The sequence below is a fragment of the Nitrosospira sp. Nsp11 genome, from assembly GCF_900142705.1.
Classification (GTDB): Bacteria; Pseudomonadota; Gammaproteobacteria; order Burkholderiales; family Nitrosomonadaceae; genus Nitrosospira.
Genome location: NZ_FRBV01000034.1, coordinates 1 through 1,312, shown reverse-complemented (window position 1 = coordinate 1,312; position 1,312 = coordinate 1). Strand labels below are relative to the sequence as shown.

At 48.5% G+C, this 1,312-nt stretch carries 2 protein-coding genes and 1 pseudogene; all 3 read right to left on the bottom strand.

Annotated features, from left to right (window positions below; all coding sequences use genetic code 11):
- Positions 1–148: 148 nt before the first annotated feature.
- Complete coding sequence (locus BUA28_RS15285; RefSeq protein WP_256598351.1) at positions 149–316, bottom strand: DUF2970 domain-containing protein; 168 nt, start codon at positions 314–316, stop codon at positions 149–151.
- Between the two features lie 35 nt (positions 317–351).
- Positions 352–909 (bottom strand): cytochrome c oxidase assembly protein, encoded by a 558-nt coding sequence (locus tag BUA28_RS15280; RefSeq protein WP_072769001.1) that lies wholly within the window; start codon positions 907–909, stop codon positions 352–354.
- A 139-nt stretch (positions 910–1,048) separates the two neighbouring features.
- A pseudogene (locus BUA28_RS15275) lies at positions 1,049–1,312 on the bottom strand (cytochrome c oxidase subunit I); the annotation flags it as partial.

Below are 1,312 nucleotides of genomic sequence, written 5' to 3'. Positions count from 1 at the left end.
GGCATCTTGTTGACCGAGAACGCCGCGCCAAACCCCATGAAAAACAATGCTATCGACCCGGTCATAGGCCAGGTCGATGGCGCTGGAACGTAATAACTGCTTCCTTCCTGGCTCATGCTCTTTCTCCTGCTTGTAATTGATTAATTTTCTATGTCACAAACTTAACTAGCAACACCAAGGCTAGCACAAACACCGCAGCACCAATAATTCCCCCGATTACCACCTGCGCCGGAGTCAACGAACTCGCGTCCATCTCGAGATCGCTTTTCTTGCGAACTCCGAAGAAAGCCCAGGATACCGCCTTTGCAACCTGCAAAAAAGTCGCCTTTTTGGGTTTTGTGCTGTCGTCCTTCAACCTTTATTTGCTTCGCTTTCCGTATCTGCAGCCTGGTCAATTCCAATTTCAAAAAAGGTGTACGAAATAGTAACGGTATTCACATCGGTTGGAAGTCCAGGTTCAATCATGAATTGAACCGGCATCTGCCGCGTCTCATTTGGCTTCATTACCTGTTTGCTGAAACAGAAGCATTCAAGTTTCTTCAGATGTTTGGCCAGCAGCATCGGACTGTAGCTGGGTATCGCCTGACCGCTGATTTCCCGATTGGATTTATTCGTAACTTCGTACATTACCTCCACCAATTCGCCAGGATGTACACGTAGACTGGATTGTAGAGATTTGAACTGCCAGGGCAGTCCACGTGTATTGGCATCCAGTTCGACCGTTACCCAACGGGCGGTATCTACTTGCGAGTTCTCTGTAAGCGTATCTGCCTGCAAAAGATTGTTGAGTCCCGTCACGTCGCAAATCTTCTCGTAAAACGGAACTAACGCGAAGCCGAAAACGAACATGACCACTGAAAAAATCAGCAGCTTCTTCATTATTACGGTATTTGCTTGAATTACGTTCATGTCCAGTTTTTTACGATAACCGTTACAAAAATAGCTACGACGATCGCTAGCAGAAACAGCGCTGTTCTGATTGCCCCGCGCCTTCTTTCTGCGTTTTGCGTCACATTCTGCTCCTTGTTCTTACTTGATGACCGGCGTCTTACTTGATGACCGGTGGCGTTACAAAACTATGGTATGGCGCGGGAGACGGTAATGTCCACTCCAGGGAGGTTGCACCTTCCCAAGGTTTTGCTGGCGCTTTTGCACCCCCACGAATGCACTTCAGCACTACGTATAGGAACAGCAACTGGCTAAAGCCGAAACCAAATGCGCCTATGCTGGAAATCATGTTGAAATCGGCGAATTGGAGCGCGTAGTCGGGAATACGGCGTGGCATGCCCGCCAATCCCAGGAAATGCTGAAC

What these genes read in the sequence shown, in the direction of transcription:
- BUA28_RS15280 (WP_072769001.1), bottom strand. Translation starts at nt 909, where the DNA reads ATGAACGTAATTCAAGCAAATACCGTAATAATGAAGAAGCTGCTGATT.